We start from the raw sequence: 25,239 nt of genomic DNA on the forward strand, positions 1-25,239 counted from the left end.
TCTCCTAACTAATACGCATTAATGAGGATGAAGCGCGATCATTCTCTTCCGCGGTTTTCATCATCTTGACTTGCAATTCAAACTGGCGCTGAAGATCAATCAAAGACACCATTTCATCAACAGGGTTAACGTTACTGCCCTCTACGGCACCACTTTCAACTGCGACGAAAGGGTCAGCTGGTGCTGGTTCGCCTGACATTTGTCGAAATAATCCATCTTCACCACGCATCATCTGCGCATTGCCGGGATTAACTAACTTCAATCTAGCCACTTCTTCTATCACTTCAGCAGTCGCCCCCTGAGGGCGAACAGACACTATGCCATCCTGTGAAATTGACACTTTATCAATAGGTAATGGCAGCACTATCGGGCCAGCGTCCCCCATCACGGGATTGCCTCTGTCGTTATACAACATGCCCGTCGCATCGAAACTGAGACTACCTGAACGGGTATAAGCTTCACTGCCATCTTTCGCCTGAACGGCAAACCAGCCATCGCCTTTAATGGCAACATCGAGATCCCGTCCAGTGGTTTTTATCGGACCAGAGCGAAAATTAGCTGACGGAGATTCTGTCATCGCAAACACCCTTGAAGGCAACCCTTCACCGAAGGCTTGCATCGATCTGGCCTGCGCCATATCTGATTTAAAACCATCGGTATTAGCATTGGCTAAGTTGTTCGCACGGAGTGCCAGCTCATTCATATTTTGCTTAGCGCCACTCATGGCGACATAAAGGAATTTGTCCACAGACTGCTCCGTCAAATTTTCTACATGACAATATCAAAGCAAGCATCATGCCAATAAAAAATAACGTTTAATTTACTGATAGAATTGAAAAATATGAAAATGAAGTGATTTGACGGCAGGATAAAGGCTAAGTGTTGCCACTGGCGGCAACACTTAGTTAAATAAAGTAATGATTAGCGGATTTGTAATACGGTTTGTTGCAGCGTGTTATTCACTTCAAGGGTACGAGAGTTCGCTTGGAAGTTACGCTGCGCCGAAATTAAATCGACCAGTTCAGTAGTTAAATCGATGTTCGATTGCTCTAACGCCGATGAACTGATGCTACCAAAAGTTCCACTATTTGCCTCACCCGCTAACGCTGGACCTGAAGCTAAACTGGCTTTCCACGACGTATTACCCACTTGCGTTAAACCTTGTTCGTTAGCAAAACGAACTAAAGCAACCCGTGCTAAAGGCACGGTTGAACCATTAGAATAACTCGCGGTCACTAAACCATCTTCGCCGATTTCAACGTTAGTTAAGCGACCTACAGTCGTACCATCTTGCGTCAACTCAGTTGCACCAAAAGGAGCAGCATATTGCGTTGGGGCATTAAACTTCACAGTCAACTCTTGAGTACCATCGGCACCTGGCCCTAAAACACCCGCACCACTGACGCCCAAAGCCTCAGTCTTGACTATAGCAGGATCACTACCAGTGTAGACACCAACAGAATTGAACTTGAGTACAGAGCCTTTCCAACCACCAGCAGTTTGAGCTGTGCCCGTTGCATCAGGCGTACCATCGCCGGTGGTATCTGTTTGATAAGTACCAGCAGGACCGGCTAAATCGACTTGCTTTCCATCAACAGCATAGTAAGCCACCCAATTGTTCTCACCATTGTACGAACCATCTTTGGGCTTAACAAAATAAGTGGTCATAATATGTGGCTCACCGAGTGAGTCATAAATTGTCATTGATGTAACGTTATTGTAGGTTTTTGCATCTAGAGGATCGAATGCCGCGGGGTCGAGTGCACTTTCCTTAGCATTTAAGTTCATTTGTAAAGTAACATTCTCAGTCTTTACAGGGCTACCTGCAGTGTCTGGTATTTGTACCGGCTTAGCCGTCGTTAAACTCACTGATGTTGAGTTCCCATCTTTATCCACTGGGAAAGTTTGCAAATAATTACCAGCAGAATCAACCATGTAATTATTTTTATCGACCTTAAATGCTCCAGCACGGGTAAACGAGTGGTCTAATGTACCCAGTTCAGAGGCTGTAACGAAAAAGCCGCCACCTTTAATCGCCATATCAAGGGAGTTATTCGTCAACTGTAAGCTACCTTGATGGAATTGCTGTGCCACTTGACTCGTAGCAACACCACCACCGACAGCAGTTTTAGCATTTGAAAAAATAGAATTAGCGTAAACATCCGCAAATTCAGCACGGGACTCTTTAAAGCCAATGGTGTTCGCATTAGCAATGTTATTCGCCGTAGTGTTTAAATCTTTCTGCGCGGCAGAAATGCCACTCAATGCAATGTTAAACGACATAATTCACCTCTACACTTGACTCAATTCATTTATGAGCGACTTACGCCCAATTCGGATACTGCAAAAATTCTTTTAGGCAAACTTAGGTTTCAGACACAGCTAACACATCGGTTAACTTGATGCCCATACCGCCTCTCAAGTTAAGAATCGCGCCAGTACTGGCCGTACCGAGAGAAACGCTGGTCACATGAGCATAGGTCGAGACTGGCAATTCTTGGGATTTCCCATCCACTAAACCACTCGCCTTGATCGTATAGTTACCTGCGGTTACAGGGTTTCCATCTTTATCGAGGCCATCCCAGTTAACATCGACATTGCCCCCCTTACTGCCATCAACTTTAAAGGTGGTCACAACTTGGCCTTTCTCATCCTCAACACGTACAGTAACTTCAGGAATTTTAGCTGGCGTGCTAATCACACCTTTTATTGTTGGGCTTTCAGCTGAAATGTTACCTGTATCAGTTGGGATCAATACCTTGCGACCAACAAGTCCTGATGCCTGTAATGCTTGGCTTGATGTCATAACACCGTTTAAATTAACGATTTCCTTATTCAACTTAGTAATACCATCAACCGTCGAGAATGATGCCATCTGCGCAATCATTTGGTCGTTGTCGACGGGCTTAAAGGGATCTTGCATCGATAACTGTTGGCTTAATAACGAGAAAAAGTCATCTTGAGTTAACTGCTGGCTTTTTGCTTCCGGTACTATTGAATCTTTTGGCAAACGTATGCCATCAAGAAACGGATTACCCGTTGAGCTGGTTGATGAATTCGTCGTAACGGCATTTGGCTGACTCTTATTTTGAGCCGTCTGCGCCGACGCTTGGTTAATTTGATTAATGAGGCTCACAGCTTACCTCCTAAGTAACACATGTTATTTACCCATCCCAAGTGTTTGTTGCAGCATAGACTTAGCTGCTTCAGCGACTTGAACATTCATTTGATATGAGCGCGAAGCAGAAATCATATCTGCCATTTCTTCCATGACATTAACATTCGGTTTATAAATAAAGCCGTCCGCATCCGCCATAGGATGATCGGGCGAGTATTCTTTCAGTAGTGGTTTATCACTTTCTACAATGCCTTTTACTGCAACGCCTTGAGAAGCTTGTTGCTGACTTTGGGCTTTAGCCATTTCGGCTTCAAAAATGGGATGACGGGAACGATAGGTCTTATCTACACTACTCGAGACGGAATCCGCGTTGGCTATGTTGCTCGCGGTGGTGTTTAGCCTGACCGATTGAGCAGACATTCCCGAGCCAGCAACATCAAATATGCTAAATAAACTCATGATTAATCCCCTCTCAACGCTTTCTTCATGCCACTAAACTTACTATCTAAAAAACCTAGCGACATTTGATATTCAAGTGCATTTTGCATGAATGCCGATTGTTCCTGTTGGATATCAACAGTATTACCATCACCGGTATCGGGTTGATTTGGCACACGGAACTTAACAAATTGCCCAGTCAACTCCGCAAGCCCAAAATGCTTATCTGGCTCTTGCATTTCAAGACTATTTCGCTGCTGCTGTTGGCCTCGAGCGGCCTGCATTGCCGCAGAAAAATCAACATCGCGGGCTTTGTAATGTGGCGTATCTGCGTTAGCGATATTGCTTGAAATGACTTCAGCCCGCTGCGCTCTAATACCGAGAGTGTATTGATGCACACCCAGTGCATTATCAAAATTGATCGCCATAAAATTGCCTCCTCGTGTTCTCACGAAAATAAAGCAATTCATGTGCCAACATCAGGAAAATTTTGAGAATAACAACAAGGATGAGTAAGTGATGGGTAAAAAATTACCGACAATTGTCGGTAATTTTCTTTAGAGCGGCTGAGTTAAGTCTTTTTCTGGTAATAAATGCCAGGGTTACAACGAACCATATCAAACTCGTCCGTTAAACCAGCGATAGATTCTGATGCACCGAGAAATAAAATCCCTTTGGGATTGAGAGCGGCAGCGAATTGCCGCAAAATTTTTGCCTTTGCCTCTGGTGCAAAATAAATCAGCACATTGCGGCAAAAGATAATGTCGAACTTGCCAAGCAGACTATAACTCTCAAGCAAATTATGCGCTCTAAAGTTCACCAACCGCTTCACATTATCCTTTAACTTCATATTACCTGAAGGTAATGCATCAAAAAACTGACGCTTACGTTCTTCAGATAAACCACGCGCTAATGCCAAACTATCGTACTCGGCATTTTTGCAGCGTTCTAACATGGAAGGAGATAGATCCGTTGCTTGAATCGAAGCACTACCAGCCAAGGCACCAGGCTTCTTCTGTTGATACTCAAGAATAGTCATAGCCAATGAGTATGGCTCTTGGCCTGACGAGCAAGCCGCAGACCAAATTTTGAGCGGACGCCCCAGACGACTGTATTCAGGTAGTAGGACATTATTCAACAACTCAAATGGATAACGATCACGGAACCAAAGGGTTTCATTGGTCGTCATAGCATCGATCACTTCAGCTCTGAGCGCACGCTCAGTAGGCTTCATCGAATGCTTAACCACATCAGATAAGGATGGCAGGTTATATTTGCCCATCAAAGGAGCAAGACGACTGCGCACAAGATATTGCTTATTTTCACCCAGTACGATGCCGCTGTGTTGCTCTAAGAACAACCTAAATTGATTATATTCAGCCTCAGCGAGTGATTTATTTGGCACATTCACATCCTAAATCCTATAGCAAGCACCAAAATCAGTGCGAAACCATCATGTTATAAAGTCGAGATTATAGCGTAAAGCGTATCTAGGTACTAACCTACAGCAATTACAAACTTAAATGCTTATTCACAGCAGCAGCCAGTTCGTCGGGATTAAACTTAGCGATAAAGTCATTAGCCCCCACTTTTTGAACCATTGCCTGATTGAATACACCACTTAACGAAGTATGCAGTACCACTTTAATATGCTTAAGCTTAGGATCATCTCGGATTTCAGCGGTCAGAGTGTAGCCATCCATTTCAGGCATCTCAATATCAGAGATTATGAGGGGGATCTCATCGGCCACATTATCCATCTCTTTGGCGATCTCTTTAAGCTTGTCTAATGCTTCGCGACCATCTTTTGCGGTATCAATTTGTAAATTCAATGACTCGAGTGAACGAATAATTTGTTTACGCGCCACGGCAGAATCATCAATAACCATAATATGATAATGCTGAGTTCTATCGAGGGTCAGTTTTTCATTGGCTTCTTCACTGATAGCCGTTTTAACTGGTGAAATCTCATCTAAGATTTTTTCCACATCGAGAATTTCAACTAATTCACCTTCAATTTCAGTCACAGCTGTCAGATAAGAATAACGGCCAGCACCTTGCGGCGGAGGCATAATCGCTTCCCAATTCATGTTGATGATCCGCTCAACAGAACTGACCAAGAAGCCTTGAACACTGCGGTTATATTCAGAAATAATGATGAAACAGTTTTCAGTGCTCGCTAAAGGTTTTCCCCCTGTTGCCGCACTCAAATCAATCACTGAAATGGTTGTTCCACGAATATGAGCAACACCCTTCACATAAGGATTAAGTTTAGGCAAAGTGGTCAGTGGTGGACACTGCAGTACTTCTTTCACCTTAAACACGTTAATCCCAAACCGTTGACGACCGTTTAATTTAAAAAGCAGCAATTCTAAACGGTTTTGTCCAACGAGCTGGGTTCGTTTGTTGACTGAATCAAGAATACTCGACATAACTCTGCCTTGTTGTTCTGTTTATGTTCGGCCCTATAACTCAGTTGAGTATAGGCATATTAATTGCTTACGTCTTATCTATCGATAAACATAGTCGAAACTGAGTCAATCTTCTGACAGTGATGCAAATTATTATTACAGTGGTCAGCTTCGAACTTAATAAAAGTATAGGTGCATTCTGGCGTTACAAGCTAGTCTCTTCATTATGAAAGTAAATTTAGTCTGTTTTTTTAGTCTTTTCACCCTCTTCATGCCCGCTTTTGCGAGTGCAGAGCCTATTGTCCCCACCGTATCGGCAATCTCAGAATTAGCTAAAGCGCTTATTTCAGAAAAAATATCCGTTCCAGAAAATGCCAAAGTAAATATTTCGCCACAGATGGTTGACGCAAGAATGCTGCCGTCACAATGTTCGTCTCCAATGAAAGTTGAACTGGCTAGCGATAGGGAAATTAGCCGTAATAACACCTTAAAAGTCAGCTGTGATACGCAAGACTTAGCTTACCCTTGGCAAATCTATATCTCGGTTCGGGTGGATATCTTATTCCCCGTTGTTGTCTCAACCGAAATCTTAGCACCAGGCGAACTCATCTCTCCTAGTCAAGTAGAAGTCCGTTACATTGAACAAAATAGCTTGAGAGGTGCCGAATTCGATGACCCGAGTAAATTGGCTGGTGTGCGAGTAAAACGACGAGTAGCAAAAGATAATCCCATATTAAGCAACAACTTATGCTTCGTTTGTAAAAATGATTCGGTATCTATCTACGTTCGTTCTGGCTCATTCGAGCTCAAAACAGTGGGAGAAGCCCTACAAGATGGCAATAAAGGTGATCGGATCAGAGTCAAAAATAGCAGTTCAAACAAAGAACTAGATGCTATAGTCACAGGCATTGGCGAAGTTGAAGTAAGAATGTAAAATAATCTAAAGCTTTTTTGTAAGCTGCCGATACCCCAGTTAAGAAATCCCGTACACACGACGCTGGAGCCTAAAATGGCAATTGATATTAGCAAACTCAACACAGCAACGACTGCGCAAGTTCGTTCAGGCGCAACGAAAGCGAGCAGCGATCAATCTGCTCAAGTTGCTACAAAATCGACAACACCACAAAGAAGCGACTCAGTGGTCATTACGGCCCAGGCACAACAACTTCAAGGAGCTCAGACTAAAATGGCTAGCCTTCCTGAAGTTGATCAAAAGAAAGTAGCCGAAATCAAACAAGCTATTGCCGAAGGTCGCTATAAAATTGACCCTGAAAAGTTGGCTGCCAATATTGCAAGTTTTGAAGCCGAACTTAATGACTTAAATAAAGAGTAACTATGACTGAAATAGCTAAACTGGTAGATCTACAACACGCCCATTTGGCTGTTCTTAAGCAAATCATACTCAAGGAAAAAGGCGCTTTGGTTGACCAAAACGCCGATTTACTGCTTTCCCTTGCTAACGAAAAATCGCAATGTCTGAAAGAACTAAAGACTAATGATGATATTCTGGCAAATAACAGTGATAAATCGCTACTCACTCAGCAAGTCGAACTCGTGCATAAAATGGCTGAGATCAAAGACGCATTGACTGAATGCAAAGAATTAAACGAACAAAATGCCAGTTTAATTGAGATGAATTTAGCGAGTTTAAATCGCTTTGCTCAAGCTTTACAAGCCAGCAGAAACGCCTCCAGCCTCACCTATAACGATAAAGGCAAGACCTCGACTATCTCAAGTTTAGGCAATGATTTAAAGGCCTAACAAGCGCATCACTCCCACTTAGCATTCCCTTTTCTAAGCTCTGATTAGATATTAATGTCTTGTACAAAAAAGAAAAGCCGCGTAAATACGCGGCTCAATACATGCTGTTGAACATACTCTCAAAAACGCTAGAAATACGTCACTTCCTTCACTCGTTGTGGACGGTACTGTTGTTGATAAAGCGCCCAAACCTGTGAAAAATCAAGTTCTAACTCAGTGACATAATGCTCACCTGCTGGATAACTCTTAACGACTCGTGCACCGCGGATCACGCCAGAAACTGACGCTTTGACATTATCGTCCGTCAACATCCAATCACTGACACTGCTGTTTGCCGTTATTTTCTGCCCATAAACTTGTTCCGCTAATTCACGATAAGCCACAATTTTTGATGCCTGCATAGCCATCAACACTCTTTGTGATTGCTCTTTAGCCGGTTGAGTCGCTAAGGGCGCATATCCTATAGCCGTTAACTTAGGAAAACTCGGCGGCGGCACATCTTCCCATTGCACATATCTATCTTTAGCAGCGCAGCCAGTTAGCATTAGCCCCGTGATAAGTAATAAAAGGTAGTGTTTCATTTTCCATCTCCTAAGACACGTACTTCATTCATGCCCGGACTCGCCTGACGATATAAAATGCCATTTTGTGACACAATTTGCTCCGAAGGCTGCATGTAGTTTGCCAACTCTTTTTGAGTCACAAAAGTTTGAGATGCCGATACCACACGATTGTTACTAATGTTCACAATCCGAGTATTGATCGCCATACCATTGGTTACTACGCTCATAGTCGAAACGACAAGATGCTCAACAGGAAGATCTTTCGACAATTTTTGCCAATCTCGCGTCAAAATAAAATCCCCGTCAGATGTGACTCTCAAGCCATCAGCTAAGTTTAAATCCACCACATTAAACTGAAAACTATGGAGCGACGTCATTAATCCTTGCTGTAACTGTTGCGCTAACGCATTAGTGCCATTTAAATCGCCCACTAATACTGGTGTTGCAACTACGATAGGTTGATCAGAACGCAAAGCATCATTTTGCTTAACGAGCTCAGTCACTATTCGCTGTGCTAAATGGTTAATCACTGCCGTTGGCGGCAACCCATTGCCATCCACTAAACTCGGTTTGGGCGGCGTAACCGGTTTAGCTACACATCCACCTAACATTATCAATGTTAAGGGAATAATCACACGCTTTAGCATTGGATTTACCTCATCTATGGGTGCATTGACAGTCAAGTGACTCACTTTCTAAGCTTCAAATTTTTAATTAGTAACAAAACCAGCAATCTTCGGACCAATATTAACCTCAGTCCGACAATATTCTTCTATTACACAGTATATCGACTGTAACAATGGAAACTTTATCAAAAGTTATCATACTCAGGCACGAAATTTGCTTTATTGTCATATTAGATTAAGAGTCAGAAAACTGGCTCGATTGGTAATATCGCCATTAGCCTAGCGATAAGGATTGAATTGATGCACATACCAGGTTCAGCTTCGCTCATCATTTTGAGCCTTTTACTACTTTCTTTGCCCACCAGAGCCGAATGGATAGAAGCCAGCGGAGAAGCAACTATTATCAATGGTAATACAGCTCAAGCAAGGGAAGAAGCAATTAATCAAGCTGTTAGCTATGCGACATTAAGCACAGGTATTCAAATATCCAGCGAGCAACAAACCTCTAATGGTAACCTCACACAAAATAACTTTGCGATAAATCGCAACGCCCAAGCCATAAACATCCAACTCGTTAGTGAACAAATTCAGGGAAATAAAATATATGTATCCCTACGCCTCGATCTAAATGATGATCCAACACAACAGTGTCCTAATGGCCAATTAAAGGCCGCTATTTTAATACCTCAAACACAAATAAAAGATCGTTCTCAGCTTAGATATGGACAACTTTCAGGCTTTGAAGAGGTCATTTCAGAGGCGTTAGGGAACACTATAGAAGATTACTCTTCAACTGGCTTTAGTCACATCCATGCTAACGAGCGACTCGATATTGAACAAGACCTAGTGGATATTCGCGGTTATCGACTCCCAAGCTGGCTCAGTGAAATTACCGACAGCCAATATATTCTTCAACCGCAGATCATTGATATATCGATAGAGCCTGTACAACCCACCTTCTTAGGATTTTGGGATGAAGCTCCGCTAAGGCAATTTCAATTCAAACTCAGCCTCTATCATGGGATCAGTGGCGAAGAGGTCTGGAGCAAAAGCTACAGCACATCGGCCCCATGGGAATTTGAAGAACAGGCTATCATTGCTCCCAACAGTAATAGATTCTGGCGTTCCTCCTATGGAAAAAGTATTACTCAATTAATATTGCAAGCTACCCGAGATTTAGACAGCACACTTAATTGCAGGCCATTACTTGGCCAAGTCGTTAGCCGACAAGCAGACAGGATTATATTAAATCTAGGCCGTAAACATGGCATTCGTGTCGGTGATAAATTCCAAGTAGTATTAAAACAAAACTTACCCGATAGACTCAATGAAATGCGCGCCGTCGCGACCAAAAGTCGTGCAACGGTAAAAATTGAGCAAGTAAGCGAAGAAAGCGCCACCGCAGTACTTGTAGACCAAAATGCCGCCTACAATGTACAGATAAACGACATAGCGCTTAAGATTTAAGCAACTAAATCTTAAGCCTTTTAATCAAAGATAAAACCAGTATAATCACTGTCGTCTCTTCATAGCTCAACAGGATAGAGCAGCCGCCTCCTAAGCGGCCGATCGGGGTTCGAGTCCCTGTGGAGAGACCAGATAGTGACCTTGGTGATATCAAACTCCCAGAAATCTTCCGGAGAAACGGAATGACCGAGCTATTTGCGTCTAATCTCAATATTATCGTTAAGCGTTGGCCTATAGTGGCCGCTGCGGTCAAAAGCCAAACCATCAATGAATTAGATGCTCACCTTGTCAACGGTCGCAATCAAACTATCAGTGTTAATGGTATTCAACTCAGCAGCCGTCATGACCGCATCGCCGAAGCACGGCTCTTTATCAGTACATTACCTGCAGATGCAACTCACGTAACCGTCTACGGTGTCGGGATGGGAGATGTACCAAGTTTACTTATCGATAATCCACAGTATCTTTCAATTGATGTTTGCATTTTAAACCTCAGCGTTTTTGCCCTCCTCATTAGTTACACAGATCAAAGCGAATGGTTAAAGCATCCAAACATTAATTTAACGGCGCTTCCAAGCGCAAAGTTAAATTTTCCTAATATTGCAATTACGCCAGATCTCACTCTTGTCAGTGATGAAAATGCGACTCTTAGAGACTTATTAGTCATGGAGCTCAATCGTGAGTTCTCTAATCAACGACATCAGTCTGATGATCCTGCAATATTAAAACGCTTCGAGGATAACCAACTTTATATTACTCACGATCCTGATGCTGCGAGCTTAATAAATAGTCATAGTAGCTATAAAGCTATCGTGATTGGCTCGGGTCCTTCTTTAGAAGAGCATTATGATTATCTGCAACAAATTAGTTCAAGTTCCCATAGGCCACTAATCATAGCGGCCGATACTGCATTACGTGGTTTACTTCACAATAATATAAAACCAGATATTGTGATCTGCATTGACGGATTGATAGGTGAATACCATTTACCGCTAGCCTCGACTCATAACATCAATCTTGTTTATTTTCCCCGGGTTGATCCAATGGTACTTAATGCTTGGTTAGGCCAAAGATTTATTGCCTATGGAGGCAGTAAAATATACGCCCAGCTCGCTTCTCGATATCCCAAACTAAGACTGTTCACGAGTGGAAGCGTCATTCATCCGGCAATTGATTTAGCGATCAAATTAAAGGCAAAAGAAATTACCCTATTAGGGTGTGATTTTTGTTATTGCAATAACAAGAGTCATGCGTTCTGGAATGATCACAAATTTGGTCAAAACGATATAAAAGAACAAATATGGGTTAATGCGATTATTCAGAAAGTGAAGGAAGCGAAACACTGGTTGATCAATGGCAAAGGTCAGCGGATAGCGACGGATCTAAACCTAAGAGCATATCTCAGACACTTGGAACGCTATATCGCTAAACATCCAGATGTAAAATTTTACCAAGCGAGTTTATCAGGCGCTAAAATTCGCGGTTCTCAGTATAAGGACCTCATATTATGAGCTTAAGCCTACAAGATTCACTGCGGCAAACGGCAGGTTTATTTAGACTAGGTCAAGAAGCAAAGGCTTCAGTAGAGTTACGGTTATGTCTTGATAAAATAGAAAAAAACTGCCCAGAACTTGTCCTTAATTCGACTTTTCAGCAAATATTGCCTGCTATGCTTCAGGCACAAGAGCAACACGATTGGTTAAGCCTTGCCGATTATTTAGAGTATGAACTAATAGAACTCGTCTGATAAAGCAAGAGAAACAGGGCATCAAGCTTCCCAGAGACTTGCCGTTAATAGACTATACCGAGCCATTTGCGAGTAACTATGACTACACATTCACCTATTTTTATCGCTGAAGTCTCCAGCAACCATCATAGAGACTTACAGCGTTGCATTGAGTTTATCAAAACTGCTGCAGACATTGGTTGCGATGCCGTAAAGTTTCAGCTTTTCCAAATAGAGCAACTTTTCGCTCCCGAGATTCTGGCTAAAAGTGAAACGCATAGAAAGCGCAAAGATTGGGAGCTCCCAGTCAGTTTTTTGCCTGAATTAAAACAAAGCTGTGATAAATATGGCATTCAGTTTTCTTGTACACCATTCTACTTAGATGCAGTGGCAGAACTTGAACCCTATGTCGATTTTTATAAGATTGCCTCCTACGAATTGTTATGGACGGATCTACTAGTAGCCTGTGCAAAAACGGGATTACCTGTTGTTCTTTCAACTGGCATGGCTACTTTAGAAGAGATAGATCAAGCGGTACTCACGCTAAAAGAAAATGGCGCGAAAGACATCACCTTGCTCCATTGCGTATCGGCATACCCAACTCCTGAGAATGAATGTAATCTTGCGGTATTAGAAAGCTTTAGAAACCGCTATCAAGTTAACGTTGGCTGGTCTGATCATACTGTCTCTAGTGCGGTACTTAACCGAGCTGTACACAAATGGCGAGCCGATGTCATAGAGTTTCATTTAGATTTAGATGAAAAAGGCGATGAATATGCTTCAGGACATTGTTGGCTGCCACAACAGATAGCACCCGTAATCCAAGGTATAAAATTAGCCAATGTGATTGATGGCAAACCAGAAAAACAATTTGTTGCTAGTGAAGCCTCAGATAGAGAATGGCGAGCGGATCCCCTTGATGGATTACGTCCACTCAAACACATCAGGCCGTATTTTTAGCCAATCATTCACCGTTCATAACTAAACACCGAGTACCATACAAGGTGTTTAGTTATAGCTTTAGCTAATGTCAAACTTAATAGTCTTGTAAACCCACGATACTCGCTTCTCTAGCTCTTCTAAAGAATCCGCTGTGACGATAAAAACACCAGCCCTATCCGCATGACTACAAATAGGTTGTATTTTTTCACCTACATTAATAAAAAACTCTAGCTTTTTGACAAAACTCTGAATTTTAACTTGTTCAATTCCATGAATTCCAATGAGTTGACCTTTTTCAGGGAAAAAATATCGATTAGCAACAAATTGATTTTGTTTTGGGATTAAGGCCTCAAAGTCAGGCTTAATATCCAGTGCAATTTCTAACGCAGTGCGTACATAGTTAATTCCCAGCCCCAAAGGAACAAGACTTTCAGAAAAATCACCACCGCTCAGTCGAGTTGCAACCTCGATAACCTTTGCTCCTGTCTCAGTATAAACAATGTCACCTTTGATGACTCCGTTTTCAATATCTAATGCCTTAGCAACATCATCAATAAGTTTCTCGATTTCAATTCGCTGTAATTTGGATAAACGACTTGGTTGCCAACCGCCATTTTCGAGAATATAGGGGGCAAAAACATCCAACATCTCATAGTTACGATCAACAAATCCCGCAGTATATCCTTTTCCTTGATAAAAAAGCGTTTCGGTACTAACCTGCGGTCCTTGTAGATACTCTTCGATGATAACCTGCCCACTAAACGATTCTTCTATTGAACGCCGATATAAAGCTTCTATATCCATGCCCTCCTTCAAAAGAAACACTCCCCGGGCACCAGACCGATCTACTGGTTTTAGCACTAAAGGTAGACCGCGTTCGGCCACCAGAATACATAAATGCTCAAAACTCTCAACGGCAGAAAACCAAGGGATAGCAACATTTTTTTCAGCAAAATGTTGTTTCATAAGAAGTTTATCTGTTGTAATCAGGGCAGTTCCCAAAGGAATACAAGGCACTGAAAGATACTCGGCAAGAGCAGATACATACTGAGAAATATCACTACCCATTACCGCCACACCGTGAACAGTTATTTGTAATCGATCAACAAAAGCTTTAAGCCCTGGTAAATCTCTTGTGCTGACAATCGCATACTGATCGGCAAGCGCAAATCCTGGAGAATTGGGATTCCCATCTACAACAATGACATGCAAACCCATCGCCTTTGCTGTCTTGATGGCAAAAACTTGATCGGCACTCGCACCTAAAAGTAGGAGATTTTTTACTTCAATTGTCAAGAATTGCTCCTCCACTAACCGCAAGAATTTGCCCTGTCATATATTGTTGTTCATCCGATGCTAAAAATACGCAGGCACTTGAAATATCTTCAATTCTTCCCGCTTTTTTCAACAAAGTCATATCTAGCACTCTAGCTCCTGCAGGGGAATCTATTTCATCAGCAGTTTGATCTGTTCTAACCAATCCTGGCGCCACTGCATTAACAAGAACATTATACTCAGCGCCATAACGTGCAAGTACTTTAGTCAGGCTATTTAACCCAGCCTTTGATACCGCATAATGCACAGTCTTCGGTCCATGATACTGACCAGCAACAGAAGAAATATTGATAATTCTGCCGCCGCCATTAGCCTTCATCAAAGGAAACACTTCCTGGCAGCACATAAAGGGGCCTTTGAGATTGGTCCCCATTATCATATCCCAGGCCTCATCAGTTACTTCATCAAACCAGCCTCTTTGGTTAATACCAGCATTGTTTACCAGAATATCAATGCGACCGAACTCAATCTGCGCTAGGTGTATCAAATTTTGGATCTCACTTCGCTTAGAAACATCAGCACGGATCGCGACCACTTTACGCCCCAAATTCTTAAGCTTACTAACAACACGAAAAGCCGCCTCATCATTTGTACGATAATTAATGATTAAATCAGCGCCTTCGCTGGCAAAAGCTTCAGCAATACCTGCACCGATCCCTCGTGATGCACCAGTGATAAGCGCCACTTTACCTGTGAGTCTACCCACTCGTTATTCCTCTTGATATTCGATCCAACGCTGCTGGATTTTCACCACTATCTGTTTTACAGTAATACCAGCTTCATCACTACATTCTTGCTTACTTCCTGGCCTTATAAAACTATCTTCGACACCACTTCTAAAAACCCTGAGACTAATATCTGAATCGCTTATGGTCTCAAGTAATACAGAACCAAAGCCCCCCGCTAATACGCTCTCCTCAAGGGTGATAATGTCCATTCCAGGAACCAACAAATCGAGAATGCCATTTACAGGAAAAGGTTTGATGCTCTGAACACAAATAATACCAAACGTTTTACCTAAATTTGCCAATAGTGATTTGAGTTCCCAAGCCTTTGCCAAAGTATTTCCAAGACAAATAATATAACCATTTTTACCTTTGGCGGCGATAGACATCCCCTTGCTAAGAACTCCAGTATCAGGCTCTGAAGTACTTAAAGGCTCATAGGGATGCAAAATAACCATGGGACCCACAGGCGAAACTAAACGCCTTTCCAACAATCTCTGCGCCTCGATACTATTAATCGGATATTCTACTTGCATATTCGGGAATGATTTTAAATACGGAATATCATAAATCCCATGATGAGTAGAGCCATCGTATCCCGCAAAACCAGCCCTGACGCCCAGTACAGTGATGGGTAAATTCATATAACAAGCATCATGCAACAACTGATCGAAGGCCCTTTGCATAAAGGTTGTTTGCATACATACTACAGGCTTTAATCCCTCAAGCGCCATACCACAAGCCATTCCAACAGCATGTTGCTCCGCCATTCCAACATCTATGACTCGACCTGGGAACAAGGCAAATAAACCATCCAAAGACGAAGCATAGGGTGTTGCAGGAGTGATAACATGAATATCAGGATCCAATGCCATAAGTGCAGCTAATTTTTCAGCAAAAACAACCGCAAATGTCTTTCCAGCAACTGTAGGTGACGCACCTTCACCAGTCATTGGATTAAAAGGCATTGAAAAATGCATTTTATAGGGATGAGAACCTGCGCAATCTAACCCCTTTCCTTTTAGAGTTTTGATATGCACTACTGTAGGACGCCCAAGAGTCTTTGCATTCTTAAGAGCCTGAACAAGAGACTTTGTGCAATGACCATTTGCAACAGACAAATAGCCGTAACCTAAACTTTCAAAAAAGTGTTGGGATTTTTCTTGCCAATTATCACCAATAGTGAGCTGCCTAACACCGCCTACTGACGGTGCTATTGCCATTTCGTTATCATTCACCACAAGAATAAGTTTGGCATCCCGATCTACACTGCCAAAGTTTAGAGCCTCAAATGCCATTCCTTCAACTAGAGAACCATCTCCGATGACTGAAACTGTAAAGTCCCTACTTCCTTTGCTTTTAAGCGCAGCAGAGATACCTGTCGCCAATGAAATTGATGTACCAGCGTGCGAGGCGTCGATAGTATCGTGCTCACTTTCTTCCCTAGCGATAAAACGACTCATCCCCTTATAAGTGTTAAGGGAGTCAAATGCGGCACGGCGCCCAGTTAAAAGCTTATGGGTGTATCCTTGGTGACCAGTATCAAAAATAATTTTGTCAAAAGGAGAATTAAAAACAAAATGAATTGCCAAGGTTAGCTCAATCACTGAAAGGTTGGCACCAATATGACCACCGGTGGCAGATATTTTATCTATCAAAAAACAACGTATTTTTTCGGCCTGTCCATCCAGAGCTTCAATTGGCAATTTTTTAAGTTCAGCTGGAGAGCCTACAAACTCAATATAATCAATGGCTGCCATAAAAAATCCTTAAAAATTAACGAATAGGTTTTATACAAACAAGAACAGTATTGGTGCCATAGGGATCAGCATCATCGTGTATAATGCCAGCCTTAATACCAATCACTTTAACAATGTGAAAATACTGTCCAACTAAGTTCAGAAGATAATCCAAACTATATTCGACTATATGGCAAGAATTCACTGGAATATGACCATAACTGTTTTGCGGTGTGCTTAGAACTAACATGCCGCCAGGTTTAATGATACGTTGTAGCTCTTTCAAACAAGCCTCTTCAGACACATGTTCTAATGTCTCGAAACTGGTAACTGCATCATAACTATCATCATCGAAGGACATGTCAGTAATATCTTCAACAAAAAACTCAACATTTTTTTGAGATGAATGAGCTTTAGCGTAAGCAACACTTTCTGGATCTAGATCAGCTCCGTGCACCGTGGCAAGAGATGTCGACATCATTCGAACACCGTAACCATCAGCACAAGCTATATCCAATACTTTCATATTGGACTTAAGGTATTTAAGCGCTAATTGATAGTGATAACCAAGCCTGTCACCCGAAGCAATCCGATGATTATTCACTTCTTGACGTGGTATCTCATAGATAGCTTGTGCCAACTGCCTACACTCTCTTAAATAGTCATCCGTGTATTGAGGTAAGGACTCGAGATGTTCAAACTTATAATCATATCGATTGAGTTCAAAATAAGTTTTAGGATGAACGTGAAATTTTGCTAACTCAGGTTTATCAAGAATTGTAACCAGCACCCGAAGTGCGCCGACACGAAAGACTTCAGAGCTAAAATGAACAGGAAAGTCAGCAGGTAGCTTGATACAATCAAGATTATTTTTTTGTGCGAGACTAACCATCTGTTGACTAAGATTAGTATCGAAGCAGAAATGAATACCATCCACTCGGACAATGAAATCATCATCATTCAACTCGCTTGATGCAGCAACCATACGTCTGAGAGGGCTTTCATCAAATCCATAAAATGCTTGCAATCGTTTATCGGCAATTTCATCAACAATCCCTTTTAGCTCGCCGCCACGATCAAATTCTGGGGCAACTAAACAAAACTGAGCCTCGGGAAATGCAGTCAATGCACGCTTAATTGTCCTTACAATGGCAATTTCACCGTCAACCAATCCCATGCAAATATCTCTACCTCCAGCCCAAGAGCGAGAACTTGCCTGAATCAATACTTTGATATTACTCATATCTACCCCTACATGGCATATTATCTATAATTTTTTGGCAAAAAGGACAACTTCTCGCCCCATACCTACGCTGGCAAGCGCTCGATAAAAATCTCTTTTGACTTGATTATTACCAGCCTTCGACATCTGGGTATCGAATCTCATACGCTTTTTATGGCAAGCACGTCCTAGTTCCGGTGACTCAACATAATTGTCACCCATTAACAAAAACATATCTATTGGAAAGGTTGTTTCCTTCATGACAACATCAAAGCCGACAGAAGCAAGCAAATTACCTAAGGTTTCGAAATTGAAATAATTAAGGTGATGTGGAGGAGCAACCCACCAAGGGCGATAACCTTCATAAGATCTAAGCGTTTCCTGAAATGGGTTATAGTCATTTGGAACTACAACACACAAAATACCACCGGGTACTAGTGCTTCTCTGCATAGTGACAACATTTCTCTAGGATTTGGTATGTGTTCAAGGACAGCGTTGGCGTGAATTGCATCAAATTTTCCGAGAATATTGACTGTCTCTTGATTAAAAAAACTCTCAACAACCTCTACTCCTAAACCTCTTGCATGCTCGCACGCCTGCGCTGACGGCTCGATTCCCAATGCAGTCCATCCATGCCGTCGACCATAATTAACAAAATGCCCTGGGCCAGATCCCACGTCCAAAATACGTCGTGATGTATCCGTTAAGAAATACTCTAATGTTTCATAACGATCAGCATAAACCTGATCCCACCAAGAATTATCCTCACCACTTTCCTTAATAAACATAGGCTTATTCGTAGTGTAATATTCGTGCCTATATATGTTTTCAAGTTCATCTAGAGTAGGAAGAGGGTGCACGTGCTTGAAACCGCAACTTTGACATTCAATCACTTGGAAACCATTAACATCATCGACAAGATGTCCGATGTGTTGTTCAGAAGTCTTTTGATGCATCTCTATTCCTCAAATGGACGGCGTCACTAATTTGGCTTTTCCAAGAATCAGCAAATTTCAAGCCAATTAATATGAAGTTGTAACAAACTCCCTGTAGCTGCTAAGATTTTAGCATCTGATTACTCACTAGCGGTACATATATTGCTTCTGAAATTTTTTAAACTCAATTATCATTATTAGCTAAATAATTAAAGGGTAAGTGAAAAAATGCCAAAGGATCAATCCATTGCCCTGTATACGGTTTTCCACTTAAACCTTGCCTTCTCATCCATTGAAAATGAGAAGCATGGCGAGGTAGTTAAACGTTGTTACTGGCCCTTACTGGAATTAGCCCAAGATGACGTAGCCCTTGGCTTAGAAATGACAGCAAATACCCTCGAAGCAATTAAGGCTGTAGATCCTGAATGGATCAATGCGTTCAAGTCATTATTATTATTAGGCAAGTGCGAATTAGTAGCCAGTGGCGATAGTCAGATCATTGGTCCGCTTATTCCTGCCAAGGTAAACCAAATCAACTTAAGACTTGGCCAAGACTACTACCAGCAGGAGCTAGGAATTAAACCCAATATTGCCTATCTCAATGAGCAGGCGGTCTCAGCAGGTCTCTTAGATATATATATTGATGAAGGTTTCGAAGCAGTGGTTGTAGAGTGGGACAATCCTTTCTCCCACAATCCTGACTGGCACACTGAGTTACTTGAGCGCCCTCAGTCACTAGTAAGCGCGAGCGGCCGAAAAATTAAAGTTATCTGGAACCACGCTATAGCCTTTCAAAAATTTCAGCGTTATGTTCATGGAGAACTAACACAGGAAGATTACCTCAATTATCTGCTCAAAGTACTTAAACCCGGCACAATCGCTTTTCCCGTGTATGGCAGCGATGCTGAGGTATTTGATTTTCGTCCAGGGCGCTACCTAACAGAAGCCAATGAAGTAACAGGTGAATGGCAGCGAGTTAAAACATTATTTAATGCTATTAAAGAAATGAAAAAGTATCGATGGGTATGCCCATCCAGCCTTTTGTCGCTTTGGCAGCAGAGCAAACCACTGAAATTGACTAATGCCCATCATCCCGTCTCGGTAAAAAAACAAGCCAAATATAATCTGTGCCGTTGGGGATTAAGCGGGCGCAACGATCTGTTGCTGAATACCCAATGTTATAAACACCTCGCCTCACTCCAAATTAAGCCTAATGCAGATGATAATGAATGGCGAAACCTTTGCCGTCTTTGGGCCAGCGATCTTAGAACCCATCTAACAAAAAATCGCTATAACGCGCTAAAGCTAACGACACCATCCTCAAAGTCACCAACTTTCGCTCCATGGATTCCCAGAGCAGATGTAATACTAGATTACGATGCGGAACGACGCAGACTGCATATCCGAACACCCTATCTATACCTAACTCTCAATGGTAATAGAGGTCTTGCTATTGATACTCTAGCCTTTTCCAGTCAAGGGTTTGAACCCATTATAGGCACTCTTTCACATGGCTATTTCGATCATATCAGCTATGGAGCTGATTTTTATAGCAACCATTTATTACTCGAGCGCTTTCGTGATAGAGACAGGGTGACCGATCTCAACCTAGTTGAATATCAACTAGGTGAACTGGATAGCTGCCTTATTATCTTTTGTAAACAATCGCTAAACAGTGGCGGTCTAATTAAATGGTATAAACTGGATAGCGAAAGCTTATACACTGGGTTTTGTTTTGAGGACAGCCATAGGCCCGAAGCCTCGGTACGTCTTGGTTTTATGACTTTATTAGACTGCGAACAACGCGCATGGTACCAAACACGTTTAGGTGGAAACCAAGATGAGTTTTTCCAAATTACTGATGACATGGATCAAGGAGCCGCAGTATCTTCCATCGTATCCTCCTCAAGTGCACTAGGCGCTACAAATGGTACCATCAGCTTTGGCAGTAAGACTCGGGGAATACACATCAGTTGGAACCCTGCCAACTGTGCAGCACTGCCAATGATCTCAAGTAAAAAAATTAACAATCAATATTTGAACCGTCTGTGGTTTTCCCTTGCTGAAGCTGATGAAACCCTAAAATCTGGGGGGCATTTACTCAACTTTGCCATCTGTATCACCCCAACCATGAGACCTTGTCATGTCTAAAGCCCTTGCAATTGTTGGTGCTCGCCTTAACTCTAGTCGTCTCGCAGGCAAACACTTATTAGAGCTCGCAGGGAAGCCGCTAATTGAACAGTTATGGCGCCGCCTAGCATTGTGCCAAGAGGTTAATAGTTTTGAACTGGCTACCACTGCTGATGATTTTAATAAACCTCTCATAAATTGGGCACATACCCACCAAATTTGTTGCCATCCTTTTGAAGGAGATGTTAACGATCTAATGGCACGACTCGATAACATAATCCAAAGACAAGCACCTGACTTTATTATCTATATTTGCGGTGACTGCCCACTCATTGCTCCTGATTTTATCGATCATGCCCTGACAAGGCTTAAGGCTTCGGGCAAAGACAGCATCAAACTCCATGATGGAGTCATCTCTATTCACGAAGGCATGGCATTTTACAGTCGCAAAGGATGGGAAAAACTGATGTCTGTAAGCCAATGTGCCATGTCGAGGGAGCACGTGGGTTACGCGGACAGAATCACCCCAGTGCTTGACTGCTTAAGTATTACCGATAGCGCAAATTATTCGCAGATAAAACACCGAATATCAGTAGATACTCAAGCCGACTATCGCTTTATGGAAGAAGTATATCGCCGTTGGTACAAGATCCATACTGTAGACACCATCGTCAGCCTAGCATGGGTGCAACAACAGTTATTAGAAGATCCAATGCTAGCGGCTATCAACAATCATGTGAAACAGAAAGCGGCAGATAAACTGTACGCAAAGGCCAGTATCTATTGTCATCTAGGACCCTCTATTGGCTTGGGACATTACAAGCGGTCCAAATCGATTGCCGATGCATTGCAAGAGTATCTTGGAATTGGGGCCATAGTACACGTCCAATATGAAGGACCACAACTTGAAAAAACATCACCTCGACTTCACTGGTATAAGAATGAAAATGAGTTGCTAACAGCCATGATTTTGGATCCAAATCCACTCATTCTACTTGATCTACATCCAGACTTTATTTCACTTCCAGCACTTAGAAAGACACTCCAGCCACTCAGAGATAAAAATACTAAAATTGTAGGGATAGATAAACTCATATCAATTATAAATGAGCTTGATTGGTTATTTATCCCTAGCTTCAATAAATCATTTCAGCATCCTAAGGTCTCTGTCGGCTGGCAAAACTATCTATTTTCTTCAATGCCCCAACAAACAAAGAAACACCAAATTCTTGTATTAACAGGTGGCAGTGATGCACTTGCTTACGGCACCATTTTACCCACGCTACTATCAACACTTTGTACTGATTGGCCTATTATTTGGGTACAAGGACCACTGGCCTCCCCCCCCTTATTGCCATTAAGTTCAACAATAAGCGTACTGACAGATCCCGATGATCTTCATGAGTTAATCGCAGAGTCAGAAATTATTTTAACTTGCTATGGCTTGTCACTATTCGAATCCATCTTCTCAAGTGCTGCTAGCATATTACTCCCGACACAACATTTGTGTGATAGCGTAGAACTCGAATTGCTTATCAAAGAGCACTGCTGCCTTACGAGTAGTTCCCTTCCTGATGCAATCTCAAAACTTGAAGCTTTATTGAGTGATTGCAACGCAAGACAAAAACTACAAAAAGAAGCAAGCAGAGTATTTAACGACCACGCAGGTATGATAAATCTGATGGAAGATATTCAACGGCTATTGGAACAATAGTGTCTAGAACCATACAAAATTTAAGTTGATATATGCTACTCGCAGCCAGAGGCTGCCGAAATGGTACTTGGCTAGCATAGATTAACTTATGCAAGTAAAAAGCGTAGCTACGATATATTGCAATTCAGACCGGTCCAATGTGGGATATAAAGGAAGTGTGAGAATTTCTTCATAAAAACGTTCAGCATTAGGAAAGTCGCCAGTCTGAAAACCAAGAGCAATATAAAATGGCTGCAAATGTACAGGAAAATAATGCACATGCACTTGAATATCATTACGACGCATTGTATCGAAAACTATACGACGTTGATCCGCATGTTGCAGCCGTACCATATAGAGATGTCTAGCGCTGATAGAATCTGGTATAGGGTCAACAGCATTCAGTCGTAAACCTGCTAGTTCTTGCTCATAGATATCAGCCAATTGATTTCGCTTAGTCACAAAATTATCTAGACGACTCATTTGTGATAGTCCCAGAGCAGCATGTAAATCCGTCATTCGATAATTAAACCCAAGTAAATGCTGCTCGTAATACCAGTCCCCTTCATCAGGCCTAAGCATCATTTCAGGTACTTTGGTTATTCCATGACTCCGATAGAGAGCCATTTTTGCTGCCAACTCTGCGCAGTTAGTCATTGCCATGCCACCTTCGGCGCTGGTAATAATCTTCACCGGATGGAAACTAAAAACTGTAATGTCCGAATATTCGCAGCTGCCAAGTTTATGACCCTGATAGCTACCGCCTATTCCATGTGAAGCATCCTCAATAACCTTAAATCCGTATTCATCAGCGAGTGCCGAAATGGCCTGCATATCGCAACTGTGACCGCATAGATGAACAGGAATAACCACCTTTGGTAAATTTCCTACCTCTGCAGCAAGAAGCAGTTTTGTTGCCAGAGCCTTAGGACACATATTACCGGTATAGGGAGCCACATCAACAAAGTCTACTTCAGCGCCACAATAAAGCGCACTATTTGCTGATGCGACAAACGTAATAGGAGATGTCCAGACTAAATCCCCCCTTTCTACACCTAATGCAAGACAGGCTATATGTAATGCTGAGGTAGCACTATTTACTGCTACTGAATATTTTGCACCAACAGCCAGTGCCACAGCCTGTTCGAACACAGGAACGACTGGACCTTGTGTCAAGTAATCTGATTTCAATACCGCAAGCACAGCATCGATATCATCCTGATTAATATCATGCCTTCCATATGGAATCATGAACATGACTCCTCATCTAGTTTTAATATTTCTTCGACTGTTAAAAAATGAACATTACTACCAGAGTTATATTCGAAGCCAGAATTAACTAAAGTGCCAACTTCATTTAAAGCATTAACTGTAAAATCACTTTCACGACCAAAAAATTTAATTGATGGTGTGATAACAAAATGATCATAGAATTCTATCGTATGATGAGAATCATCACCTGGACACATAACTTCATGCATTTTTTCACCAGGACGAATACCTACGATCTCATGTGGTAATCCATTACCATAAGCATCCGCTAAATCGGAAATTCGTATTGAAGGGATCTTAGGTACAAAAATTTCTCCACCTTGCATTCTAGAGAAATTTTTAAGAACAAAATCAACACCATCTTGGAGTGTAATCCAAAAGCGTGTCATATCGGGATGGGTAATAGGAAGAGATGAAGCACCATTAGCAATCAACTGCTTAAAATAAGGAACGACGGAACCACGAGAACCTACGACATTTCCATATCTGACGGCAGCAAAGCGTGTTTTCCCAGGACCTACGATGTTATTGGCTGCAACAAATAACTTATCAGAAGCCAACTTTGTCGCACCATAAAGATTAATTGGACTCGCAGCTTTATCTGTCGATAAGGCGATCACCTTTTTTACTTTATTGGCAATAGCTGCCTTAATAACATTCTCTGCACCATAAATGTTTGTCTTGATACATTCCATAGGATTATACTCTGCAGCAGGTACCTGTTTTAATGCTGCTGCATGGATAACATAATCGACATCTTGCAATGCTTGCATTAAGCGGTCGGCATCACGCACATCTCCAATGAAATAACGCATACAGGGAGCATTAAATATCTGCTGCATTTCAAACTGCTTCAATTCATCTCTGGAAAAAATGATCAACCGTTTGGGCTTATACCTTTCTAAAATTGTTTTTGTGTATTTCTGCCCAAATGACCCAGTGCCACCTGTAATTAAAATTGTTTTGTTATCAAACATAGGGCCTCCCCAGTGGCTCAATTTAGCTTTCCATCTTGATAATGTAACCGTAGCAACCTATACAATTGACGATTTACTGCTAAAGCAATTAAATCAAAGCAAAAAACAAGCCAACATGGCATAAAATCATTACTAGAACGTAGTTTACTCACCTATAA

At 42.0% G+C, this 25,239-nt stretch carries 25 protein-coding genes and 1 tRNA gene; 10 read left to right on the forward strand and 16 right to left on the reverse strand.

The window, feature by feature from the left end; genetic code table 11:
* Positions 1 to 4: 4 nt before the first annotated feature.
* From flgF to HGO26_RS08255, 7 genes are all read right to left on the reverse strand, one after another.
* Complete coding sequence (gene flgF, locus HGO26_RS08225; RefSeq protein WP_105251930.1) at positions 5 to 748, reverse strand: flagellar basal-body rod protein FlgF; 744 nt, start codon at positions 746 to 748, stop codon at positions 5 to 7.
* A 173-nt stretch (positions 749 to 921) separates the two neighbouring features.
* On the reverse strand, positions 922 to 2,283 hold the full coding sequence (gene flgE, locus HGO26_RS08230) for a flagellar hook protein FlgE (protein WP_028761207.1): 1,362 nt from the start codon (positions 2,281 to 2,283) through the stop codon (positions 922 to 924).
* An 82-nt stretch (positions 2,284 to 2,365) separates the two neighbouring features.
* A complete protein-coding gene (gene flgD, locus HGO26_RS08235; protein WP_168824475.1) occupies positions 2,366 to 3,136 on the reverse strand; it encodes a flagellar hook assembly protein FlgD in 771 nt (256 codons plus the stop codon).
* 24 nt (positions 3,137 to 3,160) lie between these two features.
* Positions 3,161 to 3,577 (reverse strand): flagellar basal body rod protein FlgC, encoded by a 417-nt coding sequence (flgC, locus tag HGO26_RS08240; protein WP_006085646.1) that lies wholly within the window; start codon positions 3,575 to 3,577, stop codon positions 3,161 to 3,163.
* 2 nt (positions 3,578 to 3,579) lie between these two features.
* A complete protein-coding gene (gene flgB, locus HGO26_RS08245) occupies positions 3,580 to 3,984 on the reverse strand; it encodes a flagellar basal body rod protein FlgB (RefSeq protein ID WP_113939454.1) in 405 nt (134 codons plus the stop codon).
* 143 nt (positions 3,985 to 4,127) lie between these two features.
* Positions 4,128 to 4,967: a CheR family methyltransferase gene (locus HGO26_RS08250; RefSeq protein ID WP_168824478.1), complete on the reverse strand. Its 840-nt coding sequence runs from the start codon at positions 4,965 to 4,967 to the stop codon at positions 4,128 to 4,130.
* A 100-nt stretch (positions 4,968 to 5,067) separates the two neighbouring features.
* A complete protein-coding gene (locus HGO26_RS08255; RefSeq protein ID WP_028761211.1) occupies positions 5,068 to 5,988 on the reverse strand; it encodes a chemotaxis protein CheV in 921 nt (306 codons plus the stop codon).
* Positions 5,989 to 6,193: 205 nt separating this feature from the next.
* Here HGO26_RS08255 and flgA point away from each other — a divergent pair, with 205 nt between their 5' ends.
* From flgA to HGO26_RS08270, 3 genes are all read left to right on the forward strand, one after another.
* Positions 6,194 to 6,901, forward strand: a complete 708-nt coding sequence (gene flgA, locus HGO26_RS08260; protein WP_028761212.1) for a flagellar basal body P-ring formation chaperone FlgA — start codon at positions 6,194 to 6,196, stop codon at positions 6,899 to 6,901.
* Between the two features lie 75 nt (positions 6,902 to 6,976).
* On the forward strand, positions 6,977 to 7,300 hold the full coding sequence (gene flgM / locus HGO26_RS08265; RefSeq protein ID WP_168824480.1) for a flagellar biosynthesis anti-sigma factor FlgM: 324 nt from the start codon (positions 6,977 to 6,979) through the stop codon (positions 7,298 to 7,300).
* 2 nt (positions 7,301 to 7,302) lie between these two features.
* Positions 7,303 to 7,728, forward strand: a complete 426-nt coding sequence (locus HGO26_RS08270; RefSeq protein ID WP_168824482.1) for a flagella synthesis protein FlgN — start codon at positions 7,303 to 7,305, stop codon at positions 7,726 to 7,728.
* 128 nt (positions 7,729 to 7,856) lie between these two features.
* Here HGO26_RS08270 and HGO26_RS08275 read toward each other — a convergent pair whose 3' ends face one another.
* Positions 7,857 to 8,309, reverse strand: a complete 453-nt coding sequence (locus tag HGO26_RS08275) for an LPP20 family lipoprotein (RefSeq protein ID WP_168824484.1) — start codon at positions 8,307 to 8,309, stop codon at positions 7,857 to 7,859.
* On the reverse strand, positions 8,306 to 8,938 hold the full coding sequence (locus tag HGO26_RS08280; RefSeq protein ID WP_028761216.1) for a FlgO family outer membrane protein: 633 nt from the start codon (positions 8,936 to 8,938) through the stop codon (positions 8,306 to 8,308). The genes HGO26_RS08275 and HGO26_RS08280 overlap by 4 nt, the downstream gene beginning before the upstream one ends.
* Before the next feature lie 279 nt (positions 8,939 to 9,217).
* Here HGO26_RS08280 and HGO26_RS08285 point away from each other — a divergent pair, with 279 nt between their 5' ends.
* The 5 genes from HGO26_RS08285 to HGO26_RS08305 all read left to right on the forward strand — a co-directional run bounded on the left by HGO26_RS08285 (position 9,218) and on the right by HGO26_RS08305 (position 13,070).
* A complete protein-coding gene (locus HGO26_RS08285) occupies positions 9,218 to 10,384 on the forward strand; it encodes a flagellar assembly protein FlgT (protein WP_168824486.1) in 1,167 nt (388 codons plus the stop codon).
* A gap of 55 nt (positions 10,385 to 10,439) precedes the next feature.
* Positions 10,440 to 10,515: transfer RNA gene (locus HGO26_RS08290), tRNA-Arg, on the forward strand.
* A gap of 51 nt (positions 10,516 to 10,566) precedes the next feature.
* Positions 10,567 to 11,895, forward strand: coding sequence for a motility associated factor glycosyltransferase family protein (locus tag HGO26_RS08295; protein WP_168824488.1), 1,329 nt, complete (start codon positions 10,567 to 10,569; stop codon positions 11,893 to 11,895).
* A complete protein-coding gene (locus HGO26_RS08300; protein ID WP_105251922.1) occupies positions 11,892 to 12,131 on the forward strand; it encodes a hypothetical protein in 240 nt (79 codons plus the stop codon). Before HGO26_RS08295 ends, HGO26_RS08300 begins: the two co-directional genes overlap by 4 nt.
* Before the next feature lie 78 nt (positions 12,132 to 12,209).
* Positions 12,210 to 13,070 carry an N-acetylneuraminate synthase family protein gene (locus HGO26_RS08305; RefSeq protein ID WP_168824490.1) on the forward strand — a complete coding sequence of 287 codons (861 nt, stop codon included), beginning with the start codon at positions 12,210 to 12,212 and terminating at the stop codon, positions 13,068 to 13,070.
* A 60-nt stretch (positions 13,071 to 13,130) separates the two neighbouring features.
* Here HGO26_RS08305 and HGO26_RS08310 read toward each other — a convergent pair whose 3' ends face one another.
* From HGO26_RS08310 to HGO26_RS08330, 5 genes are read right to left on the reverse strand one after another with little or no spacing between them, the layout of a single operon-like run.
* Complete coding sequence (locus tag HGO26_RS08310; protein ID WP_131523694.1) at positions 13,131 to 14,348, reverse strand: ATP-grasp domain-containing protein; 1,218 nt, start codon at positions 14,346 to 14,348, stop codon at positions 13,131 to 13,133.
* Positions 14,338 to 15,093, reverse strand: a complete 756-nt coding sequence (locus tag HGO26_RS08315; protein WP_131523693.1) for an SDR family NAD(P)-dependent oxidoreductase — start codon at positions 15,091 to 15,093, stop codon at positions 14,338 to 14,340. Before HGO26_RS08315 ends, HGO26_RS08310 begins: the two co-directional genes overlap by 11 nt.
* A 3-nt stretch (positions 15,094 to 15,096) precedes the next feature.
* On the reverse strand, positions 15,097 to 16,872 hold the full coding sequence (locus HGO26_RS08320) for a 1-deoxy-D-xylulose-5-phosphate synthase (protein WP_168824492.1): 1,776 nt from the start codon (positions 16,870 to 16,872) through the stop codon (positions 15,097 to 15,099).
* 16 nt (positions 16,873 to 16,888) lie between these two features.
* A complete protein-coding gene (locus HGO26_RS08325; protein WP_168824494.1) occupies positions 16,889 to 18,094 on the reverse strand; it encodes a class I SAM-dependent methyltransferase in 1,206 nt (401 codons plus the stop codon).
* A 24-nt stretch (positions 18,095 to 18,118) separates the two neighbouring features.
* On the reverse strand, positions 18,119 to 19,030 hold the full coding sequence (locus HGO26_RS08330) for a class I SAM-dependent methyltransferase (protein WP_168824496.1): 912 nt from the start codon (positions 19,028 to 19,030) through the stop codon (positions 18,119 to 18,121).
* 207 nt (positions 19,031 to 19,237) lie between these two features.
* On the opposite strand from HGO26_RS08330, the gene HGO26_RS08335 reads away from it, so the two are divergent.
* Positions 19,238 to 21,160 (forward strand): glycoside hydrolase, encoded by a 1,923-nt coding sequence (locus HGO26_RS08335; protein WP_168824498.1) that lies wholly within the window; start codon positions 19,238 to 19,240, stop codon positions 21,158 to 21,160.
* A complete protein-coding gene (locus tag HGO26_RS08340; RefSeq protein WP_131523688.1) occupies positions 21,153 to 22,853 on the forward strand; it encodes a cytidylyltransferase domain-containing protein in 1,701 nt (566 codons plus the stop codon). The genes HGO26_RS08335 and HGO26_RS08340 overlap by 8 nt, the downstream gene beginning before the upstream one ends.
* Before the next feature lie 81 nt (positions 22,854 to 22,934).
* Here the strand turns inward: HGO26_RS08340 and pseC are convergent, their stop codons facing one another.
* Together pseC and pseB are read right to left on the reverse strand one after the other, a co-directional pair.
* Positions 22,935 to 24,083, reverse strand: a complete 1,149-nt coding sequence (pseC, locus tag HGO26_RS08345; RefSeq protein WP_168824500.1) for a UDP-4-amino-4,6-dideoxy-N-acetyl-beta-L-altrosamine transaminase — start codon at positions 24,081 to 24,083, stop codon at positions 22,935 to 22,937.
* Positions 24,080 to 25,081 carry a UDP-N-acetylglucosamine 4,6-dehydratase (inverting) gene (gene pseB, locus HGO26_RS08350; protein WP_105251911.1) on the reverse strand — a complete coding sequence of 334 codons (1,002 nt, stop codon included), beginning with the start codon at positions 25,079 to 25,081 and terminating at the stop codon, positions 24,080 to 24,082. Before pseB ends, pseC begins: the two co-directional genes overlap by 4 nt.
* Positions 25,082 to 25,239: the final 158 nt, after the last annotated feature.

Source organism: Shewanella oncorhynchi (assembly GCF_012584455.1).
Taxonomy (GTDB): domain Bacteria; phylum Pseudomonadota; class Gammaproteobacteria; order Enterobacterales; family Shewanellaceae; genus Shewanella; species Shewanella oncorhynchi.

Coding starts and splice junctions, on each gene's coding strand:
- flgE (WP_028761207.1), bottom strand. CDS start 2,283: ATGTCGTTTAACATTGCATTGAGTGGCATTTCTGCCGCGCAGAAAGAT.
- HGO26_RS08330 (WP_168824496.1), bottom strand. CDS start 19,030: ATGCATCAAAAGACTTCTGAACAACACATCGGACATCTTGTCGATGAT.
- HGO26_RS08320 (WP_168824492.1), bottom strand. CDS start 16,872: ATGGCAGCCATTGATTATATTGAGTTTGTAGGCTCTCCAGCTGAACTT.
- HGO26_RS08280 (WP_028761216.1), bottom strand. CDS start 8,938: ATGCTAAAGCGTGTGATTATTCCCTTAACATTGATAATGTTAGGTGGA.
- HGO26_RS08285 (WP_168824486.1), top strand. CDS start 9,218: ATGCACATACCAGGTTCAGCTTCGCTCATCATTTTGAGCCTTTTACTA.
- flgM (WP_168824480.1), top strand. CDS start 6,977: ATGGCAATTGATATTAGCAAACTCAACACAGCAACGACTGCGCAAGTT.
- HGO26_RS08340 (WP_131523688.1), top strand. CDS start 21,153: ATGTCTAAAGCCCTTGCAATTGTTGGTGCTCGCCTTAACTCTAGTCGT.
- pseC (WP_168824500.1), bottom strand. CDS start 24,083: ATGATTCCATATGGAAGGCATGATATTAATCAGGATGATATCGATGCT.
- HGO26_RS08270 (WP_168824482.1), top strand. CDS start 7,303: ATGACTGAAATAGCTAAACTGGTAGATCTACAACACGCCCATTTGGCT.
- flgA (WP_028761212.1), top strand. CDS start 6,194: ATGAAAGTAAATTTAGTCTGTTTTTTTAGTCTTTTCACCCTCTTCATG.
- HGO26_RS08335 (WP_168824498.1), top strand. CDS start 19,238: ATGCCAAAGGATCAATCCATTGCCCTGTATACGGTTTTCCACTTAAAC.
- HGO26_RS08305 (WP_168824490.1), top strand. CDS start 12,210: ATGACTACACATTCACCTATTTTTATCGCTGAAGTCTCCAGCAACCAT.
- HGO26_RS08255 (WP_028761211.1), bottom strand. CDS start 5,988: ATGTCGAGTATTCTTGATTCAGTCAACAAACGAACCCAGCTCGTTGGA.
- HGO26_RS08295 (WP_168824488.1), top strand. CDS start 10,567: ATGACCGAGCTATTTGCGTCTAATCTCAATATTATCGTTAAGCGTTGG.
- HGO26_RS08275 (WP_168824484.1), bottom strand. CDS start 8,309: ATGAAACACTACCTTTTATTACTTATCACGGGGCTAATGCTAACTGGC.
- flgC (WP_006085646.1), bottom strand. CDS start 3,577: ATGAGTTTATTTAGCATATTTGATGTTGCTGGCTCGGGAATGTCTGCT.
- HGO26_RS08300 (WP_105251922.1), top strand. CDS start 11,892: ATGAGCTTAAGCCTACAAGATTCACTGCGGCAAACGGCAGGTTTATTT.
- HGO26_RS08325 (WP_168824494.1), bottom strand. CDS start 18,094: ATGAGTAATATCAAAGTATTGATTCAGGCAAGTTCTCGCTCTTGGGCT.
- pseB (WP_105251911.1), bottom strand. CDS start 25,081: ATGTTTGATAACAAAACAATTTTAATTACAGGTGGCACTGGGTCATTT.
- flgB (WP_113939454.1), bottom strand. CDS start 3,984: ATGGCGATCAATTTTGATAATGCACTGGGTGTGCATCAATACACTCTC.